This is a genomic window from Pseudomonas sp. GXM4 (genome assembly GCF_008923895.1).
Taxonomy (GTDB): domain Bacteria; phylum Pseudomonadota; class Gammaproteobacteria; order Pseudomonadales; family Pseudomonadaceae; genus Aquipseudomonas; species Aquipseudomonas atacamensis.
Window position 1 is genome coordinate 1 of record NZ_WBRZ01000225.1, and the last position, 8,676, is coordinate 8,676.

Annotated in this window: 5 protein-coding genes; 1 reads left to right on the plus strand and 4 read right to left on the minus strand. The window is 55.6% G+C overall.

Translation table 11 applies throughout. The annotated features are described in order from the left end of the window. Nucleotides 1–249 precede the first annotated feature (249 nt). Nucleotides 250–603: a hydroxyisourate hydrolase gene (gene uraH / locus F8N49_RS21685; protein ID WP_041479332.1), complete on the plus strand. Its 354-nt coding sequence runs from the start codon at nucleotides 250–252 to the stop codon at nucleotides 601–603. A 127-nt stretch (nucleotides 604–730) separates the two neighbouring features. Here the strand turns inward: uraH and F8N49_RS21690 are convergent, their stop codons facing one another. The 4 genes from F8N49_RS21690 to F8N49_RS21705 all read right to left on the minus strand — a co-directional run bounded on the left by F8N49_RS21690 (nucleotide 731) and on the right by F8N49_RS21705 (nucleotide 8,465). Further along, nucleotides 731–2,584: a hypothetical protein gene (locus F8N49_RS21690; protein ID WP_151552494.1), complete on the minus strand. Its 1,854-nt coding sequence runs from the start codon at nucleotides 2,582–2,584 to the stop codon at nucleotides 731–733. A gap of 95 nt (nucleotides 2,585–2,679) precedes the next feature. Then, nucleotides 2,680–6,204 (minus strand): calcium-binding protein, encoded by a 3,525-nt coding sequence (locus tag F8N49_RS21695; protein WP_151552496.1) that lies wholly within the window; start codon nucleotides 6,202–6,204, stop codon nucleotides 2,680–2,682. Nucleotides 6,205–6,400: 196 nt separating this feature from the next. Then, on the minus strand, nucleotides 6,401–7,030 hold the full coding sequence (locus F8N49_RS21700; protein WP_016773765.1) for a LysE family translocator: 630 nt from the start codon (nucleotides 7,028–7,030) through the stop codon (nucleotides 6,401–6,403). 85 nt (nucleotides 7,031–7,115) lie between these two features. Further along, on the minus strand, nucleotides 7,116–8,465 hold the full coding sequence (locus tag F8N49_RS21705; RefSeq protein WP_024012217.1) for an NCS2 family permease: 1,350 nt from the start codon (nucleotides 8,463–8,465) through the stop codon (nucleotides 7,116–7,118). Nucleotides 8,466–8,676 lie beyond the last annotated feature (211 nt).

Consider the following 8,676-nt stretch of genomic DNA (forward strand, 5'->3'; position numbering starts at 1 on the left):
GCCTGACCAGTCAGCTAATGAATAGAAGGTTCAATGATCAGGCGCTTTGCCTGCGAATTGGCGATTAAGGCCCGGATGGCGGGGGGGAAGCGAAAAATGTCGTTTTTATTGTGTACAATTTTTTTGAAAAGTGTCTTAATCAGTCGCTCGCCGCAGCGTTTCGTGCTCCGAAACGGTGCGGTCTCCTTTTCAACTGACTTCGGGAGGCGCGAAGTCTGACCGCTTGTTGCGGCCGGGCGCGCAGAATCAATGGGACGTTTGACAACACACGTTTTGGACGCTGCACACGGTTGCCCGGGCAGCTCGATCAAGGTCGAGCTGTACCGCGTTGAAGGATCGCACCTGGAATTGGTCGCCAGTGCGACAACCAACAGCGATGGCCGGGTCGATGCGCCGTTGCTGCAAGGCGACGATTATCGCACCGGGGTTTATCAGGTGCAGTTCCATGCCGGCGATTACTACCGCGCCCGTGGCGTACAACTGCCCGAGCCGGCGTTTCTCGATGTCGTCGTACTGCGTTTCGGCATTTCCGCCGAGCAGGAGCACTATCACGTGCCCCTGCTGATTTCGCCTTACAGCTATTCCACGTATCGGGGCAGTTGACCCCCAAGCAGCTGCCCCCACCGGGAAGCGACTGCGCATATAGCTTCTTTGGTCTTTCGCCCGCTCACACTGCGGGCTTTTTTTATGCGTGTTTACGGTGCAACTGCCGGCGCAGTCGAGTCTCGGCTCAGCGCTCGCGAATAATGAACACCGAGTCTGGCGTGGACGCGACCTTCAATACGCCTCCTATCAGCCATACCACTTTGTTCTGCTCCGCTGCATCGGTCAGTGCCTTGAAGGCGTCCTGACCGATTCTGGCGGGCAAGCTCGGTTCTGTCAGTTCGTTGCCAGGAACGTGAGTCAGGCCGGCTTGACTGATTGCCCCCAGTTTCAAAAAGAAGATTTGATCGTGACCGGCTCGTTTGAATACCAGCGTCGGCATTCTGTGTTCATAGGTCAGTGGAAACAGCTCGTAACCACAGCCGACCAGCAACGCGCCGAGCAATCGCCGCAGATTCAGATCTGATGGATAGGTCTTGTAATGATTCCAGGCGGAGGAGAAGTGCTGTGGATCAAAGGTCAGGCGTTGCAATTCGCTGTCGGTCTGGGAAGGCATCGGGATAAGCCGCTTGCCCCCCAGATCGATGTCCGGCGCTATGGCGAGCATATTCAGCGGGTCGGCAAAATCAGGTGCTGTGGAAAACGGCAATTGTTTCCATTGATGCAAGACGGCCTGAACGTTGATCAGGCCGGTGCCGGTAATCGTCGGGGAATGATCGGCGAGTTCGAATAACCTGCGGGCAACGGCTGTCGTTGTCGCTTGCGAAAAATCAGGGAACGCGCGAGCGACGGACGTTGTTATCGGCTCTTCGAAAAAGCGTTTGCCCGGATGGACTTCACCTGGATCGCTGCCGATTCGAAACGTCGCCACCGGCTGTTGCTCGGGGGCGTTTTTCAGCATGTTCTCGAAAGCGTCGAAACCGCTCGGGAAAAACTCGGGATGACATACGAAATACACGGTGGGCGCCGTATTCGAGCCAACCGGAACGATTGGATAATGCAGCCAGCCAAGCTGTACCGATTCGGTGTGCGCAGGTTTGTTCAGATGCCCCCAGGGAAGCCAGAAATACGGCGTCTGGTCGTTGTCAGAGGACGGCTTGGCTGTCGCCGCAGTTAGCGTCTCTGCGGCTTCGGCAAGTCGGGGACGCTTGCTCGGGCCAGGTGTTGCCTGGTCGGTCTGTTCGCCTGGCTGGCTGGATTGGCCTTGCGTTTGCGATGGCTTCGCCCCTGGCGGTTTTTGTCGCCAGAAAACAGTGCCGGGGATTTGCTCGAAGAAAACGTCGGGTGCATTGCTCGTCGAGGCAAACGCTTGTTGGTATTCGCCATCCTTGTTTTTGCGCACCATGACCGTGCCGTCCACCGTCGTTACGAAGGTCTGCCTGAGTCTGTTGTATCGAAGGCCCTCCGTTGCCAGCTCAGGCTTGCTCAGCGTCATGGCGTCGGCCGGCGAGATGTATGAGGGCAGGTTGGGGGTGGCGGATGCAGGCCGGTTGGATAGCCTCTCGGGCCGCCGGATCTGCCAAGTCGTCTGACCCTCGAGGCGGGTCAGGGGCAGGCCGGGCACACCGGGTGCGAAGGTCAGAGGCACATGATAATTGCCTTGCCCGTCCTGTTCGACGACGAACTGGCCTTCATTAGCGATCTGAGCGTACGTGCGCTGATCCGGTCCGGTGAACAAACCTTCGTTCTGCGCCACGGGTACCAGTTCGTGGAAACGCTCTTGCGGCCAGGCGATTGCGTTACGAGTGGCGCTGAAGTTTTCCGTTGCATCCGGCAGGGCGTGAACAGTAACCGTGGGCGGTGTTCTGGCTGCGGCAGATGTGCTTGCCGCTTGACTGACGGCCGGTGAATCGATGCCCAGAAGCAGGGCGTCAGGCATGTCCAGGCCCATACGGCTGACGAGAGGCGGTGAGCCGGAATGTCCAGCATCGGGGGCATTGGGTGGTTTTACTGCAGGGACTTTTTTGGGTGACTTGGCCATGGGGAATGCTCGGTAAAAGAGCGCGCAGACGCGTGCAAGTGCCGCGTAGACAGCAACGCTCGAAAAAATGGGTTTATTGACGAACGACCGGCGAATTACGCGGGAGGCACTTTCATCACAGAAACGGGGCCGAAAATGTTGGTTTGGTGGTTGCAGCGATTCACCACCCTTAAAGCAGACTTTTCGATGCGGGATTTGTCGGCACGCAATACCCAGCCATGCGCGGCAAAGTTGTAGCCCACGCGCGCGGTCTGGTCGTTAAGGCAGATAATGTTCCAGACTTTGACTTCGTCATTGGCCAATGCGGCAAGAGCTTGCGGGAGTGCTTTTGAGGCGTCGGGCTCTTCAAAAAAACGTGCATCGAGACCATCCAGATAGACACGGTCAAAGACCAGATCGACCGTATGTACAACTCCACCGGTGGCAATAACGCGGATCTGGTCTATCAAATCCTCGCTTTCATAGACAGGCAGATAAAAAGTGGTAGTGCCGATGGAAAGCCGGTTTTCTTCGAGTTTTATATCGATCTCGCCGAGCTGCGTTGCATCAAGTTCCCAGGTGGATGAGTAGGGAAGCCGCTCTTTGGCATTGGCGAGCGCGCCAGGAGTCGAGAGTCTGATAGTCATGTCAGGCAGTACGTGGATGAGATAACTCGCACCCACTCCTTCATAGGCGTCCATGCTGGTTTGCACGGCCAGTGGTATCGGCATTGCGCAACTCCTCGTAGTGCCAAGCGAGTAACCCGCTTTCTCAGGCAGCGCATAAAAGCACTGTCGAGAACGACCCGTGAGTGGCACTTTCATCTGGGTTACCCAATGCCTCGAGACCGAGAAGTCAGTAAAGGCTGGCGGGATGTCGGTTTCCGCTGTAAGACCAGCGTTTGCAACGACACCGTCCTTGAAAATCAACACATAACGGCCGAACGGTCGCACGGCCATGGTTCGCAGGATCTTGATGATATTGTCGTTATCGTCTTCGCTACGCGCAGCCGAGTAATAATTCAGCTTGATGGTCTTCGCGCCGAAGTGATAGACGAGATGGCAGCCGACAGTCAGTCGATATGACTTGGGTTTGTCGGAGAAAAAATGCGCCTCGGCTTTTGTCAGCTCATCACTGGTGAAGTCCAGATATATCCGGGTTATGACATCCGGACGTAAAACCGCGTAGAAAGTGTTGGCCTTGCCGGTTCTCGGTACGTAATAGCTCGCTTCCTTGCGGTGTCGGATCCAGCATTCCGGCGCATAAATAATGATCGGTGTTACCGGTTTGCCACGTTTGACGAAAATTTCCGGTATATCGGCGGTGTGGCCATCCGGGATTGTTTCAGGCAGGTCAAGTCTGAAATGGCAATCATCACTGGTTATGAAAATCAGATTTTTGTTGCTCAGCTTTCTTGTGCCTTCGTTTTTCTTGTAAACGTCATGAATGGTCAATACGTTTTTGGGATTGTCATGAGTTTCGAAGCCTGAGCGGATGACCAGGTCATTGCCCTCGATAGCCCAGGACTCAATCAGGTCCTTGCGCCAATTCATGACGATATAACTGGTCTGTTCACCATCATCGATAATGGAAAAACGACCAGCCACATGCGCAATGTAATATTGATCCGCACCGGCGCCTCCCGACGCTTTTGCTTTTTCGTGGGAGAGGAATATCTGATCGTCTCCGGCGCCAGCTTCAATGATGTCGCTGCCCCGTGATTTGATGACGTTGTTTTGCGCAGTGCCGGTTACAACGCTTGCTGCGCGATGGACTGTTTCAATATTTTCGATACTGTCCAGCAAACTGTGCAGGATGGATATCTTGTTATTCTCGGCATCGACATCGCTGGTGATGATCTGCAATGTTCCGGCCAGCAAATCTATGTCATAGCCAGTTCTGTTCGTATCACGAGAGGAGTAATTGCCGCCAAGTACCAGTGTGTCATTTCCTGCGCCGCCGCTCAGCGTTGAATATTCTGCAACATGGCTGTCCTTTTCGAGGAAAGCGGCTGCGTTCTCAAACAGGAACTGGTCATTGCCTTCACCGCCCGACAGTTGTTTTTTTCCTGACTTGTAATAGAACGTGTTGGGTTTTTTTTCTACACCTTTGATCGAGTCGTTACCCTCGCTGAGAAACCACAGAATGTTTTTGCCCTCTGCCGCAACTCCCAGTTCCGCGCCGGGTGTATCTTTTGTAACCCCTGCGCTTGCATCAATGATGTCATCGGTGCCTACCACTTCAGGGACATTGACCGACTCCCACGCATCCTGTTTGGTCCACCAGTTTCGTTTCCAGACCCGCGTCGGTTTCAGGCGTACATCAAACTTGCCATTGACGATGGCTTCGGTGCTCTCTTTCAAGGGGCCATCGAGTAGCGTTCTCGCGGTCTTTTTTAACTGCAATGAGTGTTGAAGTAGTGTTTTGGCCTTGATATAGCGGTTTTGAACGCTTTCGTCGACGTCCATCATGCAGAACGAAAACCATCCGCTACGCCACCGCTCATCAACGGTTAATTCGATGTAGTCATCTATGTCGTCAACGATACGTACCGCACCGTAGACCTGCGAGCCAATGGCGAGAATCGCGCCGGCTGCAAGCCCGACGGGGCCGGCAAGCGAGAAACCGGCCATCGCGGCAGTGCCGAGAATGACGGTCATGGCTGCACTGGTAATGCTCAGGCCAGCGCTGACGTAATGATCCATAGCCTCTTTGCCGGTGGCATTCTCAGCGGCGTTCATGGATCTCACGGCGGTAAAGATGTCGAAGGGCAGCGTCAGCATGCCGCCGACCAGACCGCCCGATCGACCCAGTCTGAGGGCGAAGCGTGTTCGGGCGAAGTCCCGGTAAGCATTCTGTCCGGCTGTGAGCATCTGTGTGGCTATTTTACTGACCGTGACATCGGCCGCGATGGAGGCCAGCTCCGACGCAATGCCCGCGCTGTTTATCGCTACTTCAGCACGGTTATCGGCTTTGATCGCATCGATTACGCCACGAATCCCCATGAAAATGCCGAAACCCTGGATGCCCAGGCTGGAGCCCAGCGTCGCGTAGCTTTTGGTCAATGCCGCCCAGCGGGGATGATGTTTGGGGACGTGCACGTGTTGTAGATCAAGCGACTGTGCTGCGCTCAGAAGTTTTACCAGTTTGTCGCGGTAATTGCCGGCTACCTTTTCATTGGCATTGTTTTCCCTCAAGAGCTGAGGGGCGCAAAGCGGGCGCTGGCTGGCCATTTCAAACAGGAGCGTGGGTAACAAGTAGCCATCGCTGCCTGTTGAAGTTTTCAGAAAGTGTTCAACTTTATTGGCGTCGAACTGCAAGCTATTGATAAAAGAAAGTTTGGGGCGGCGAAAGAAGCTGTTCTGGCCATTCAATGGCTGACCGTCAATTGTTGCGCCTAGTCCGTCGAGCGCTGTACGAGTAATCGAAATATCGCCAATCTCCAAAGGGCCGAACACTTCGTCCACCATTTGCAACTGACTCGATTTTCCACTGGTTTGGCCATGGTCGATGGTTGAAGGCTTGTATTCGTTGGATTCATAGCCCAAATCCATAATTATGACGGTATCGGAAACAGGTTGCGTGTCCGCATGTATTGCAGGGTCGGTTTGTGCTATTGCTTCGCGTATAAGTGTGGCCATTAGAACTTCCTTGTTCCGGCAATTGTTGTTAAGGCCAAGGATATTACGTTGGCCTTTCGAGACCTGTATATCGAAGGGTTGTTGCTATCTATTGCATATCAGGGACTGGATGTTGCTCACACTTAATTGATTCATGAACAACATGATCCTGCCCGAGATCCATTCCGGCAGGATAATCAATAGTGGCGCTTTTCAGTCAGTGGCTGCCAAGCAACGATGCCGCGCCAGCACCACCAAACAGTCCGGCACTCACCCGATTGAACCAACTCTGGCCTTTGCCGCTGCGCAAATAACGTGCGGCACCATTGGCACCCAGACCGTAAGCCAGTTTGCAGCACAGATCGAGCACTACCCAGGTCGCAATCATGATCAGTAACTGCGGCAGAAACGGTTGGTCTGCGCGGAGGAACTGTGGAAGAAACGCGGCGAAAAACAGGATGTCCTTAGGGTTGCTCGCACCCAGTACAAAAGCGCGTCCGAACAATGTGCGAAAACGCGGCACCGGTGCGGCTTCGGGTACTTCGGCACCCGTCGATGGCTGACGCGACTGTTGCCAGCTCTGCCAGGCGAGATAAAAAAGGTACAGCGCACCGATGATTTTCAGCGCGCTGAACAACTGTTCCGAGGCCAGCAACAGAGCGCCAAGCCCCAGTGCCGAAGCGCTGAGCAGGCAGATCGAGGCGATCACGCCACCCAGGAACGCGGGGTACGACCTGCGTAAACCGTAATTCAGACTGTTGCTGATCATCAGCAATGACAGTGGCCCCGGGATCAGGATCACCACCAGTGCAGCGCCACTGAATAGCAGCCAGGTTTCCAGACTCATCGTTTTGCTCCTTTGTTGTTATCGAGATGTGCAAAAGCCCCACCGGTGAGGGTGAGGCTGGTTTGAAGCCTGAACCGCGCAGCGCTTACAGGAAGATGAACTTGGCGATGAAGATCGCGCAGAGCACCCACAGGCTGACGGAAATTTCCTTGTACTTGCCGGTGCCGGCCTTCAACGCGACGTAAGTAATAAAGCCCAGCGCGATGCCGTCGGCGACGGAGAAGGTCAGCGGCATCATGATCGCCGTGACAATCGCCGGAATGGCGTCGGTAGCCTCGTCCCATTCGATGTGGGCCATGCCGCCCATCATCAGCATCGCCACGTAAATCAGGGCACCTGCTGTGGCATAAGCGGGAATCATGCCAGCCAGCGGTGCGAAAAACATGGCCGCTATAAATAGCACACCCACGGTGACGGCGGTAAGACCAGTCCGACCACCAGCGGCTACGCCGGCGGCGCTTTCCACGTAACTTGTCACTGGGGGCACGCCAACCACGGCGCCGAATACGCTAGAGGCGCTATCTGCCTTCATGGCTCGGGAAAGGTTCTCGATGCGACCGTCAGCGGCGACAAGGTTGGCGCGCTGGGCCACGCCCATCAGCGTGCCGGCGGTGTCGAACATGTGCACGAAGAGGAAGGCCAGCACTACGCTGATCATGCTGACGTTGAACACGCCGGCGACGTTCATTGCCATCCAGGTCGGCGCCAGGCTCGGCGGCGCGGACATGATGCCCTCGTAGTGGACCAGACCCAGGCCCCAACCGGCGAGGGTGACGGTGATGATGCTGATCAGAATCGCACCGAACACGCGGTGGTAACTGAGGATCGCGATCATCAGGAAGCAGATCGCGGCGAGCAACGGGCCGGGTTCGCGCAGCGAGCCAAGTTTGATCAGGGTGGCCGGGCTGTCGACGACGATGCCGGCAGTCTTCAGCCCGATCAGGCCCAGGAACAGACCGACACCGGCGCCCATGGCAAACCGCAGGCTGACCGGAATGCTGTTGAGCAGCCACTCGCGAATCCGCGAAAAGGTCAGGAACATGAACAGCACGCCCGAGACAAACACCGCGCCGAGGGCGGTTTCCCAGTTGTAGCCCATGGTGCCGACCACGGTGTAGGTGAAGAAAGCATTGAGGCCCATGCCCGGCGCCAGGCCGACCGGCCAGTTGGCGTAGAGCCCCATCAACAGGCAGCCCAATGCGGCAGCGATACAGGTGGCGACGAAGGCTGCGCCGTGATCGATCCCGGCATCGGCCATGATGTTCGGGTTGACGAAAATGATGTAAGCCATGGTGATGAAGGTTGTCAGACCGGCAATCAGCTCGGTCTTCACCGTGGTGCCATGCAAGCTGAGTTTGAACAGACGCTCCAGCAGGCCATTGCGTAATGGCGGCGTGAGCTCGAGCGGCGGTGCTTCGGATTTGCGGCTTTCCACAGCGAGTACTCCTCAAGAGTTTTATTGTTATTTCCAGGGCCGGACCCATGAGGGGTGGCAGCGGCCCTTTGAGGCATACGCGAATTTGTTGACCGTGTAGTCAGGAACTCGCACGCAGTGGATTATGCTTTTGTGTACAAATAAAGCAAATATTGTTTTGGTTTTTGTCGCCGATTTTTTTGCTGATAGGGATATATGCCCACCCAGGCTG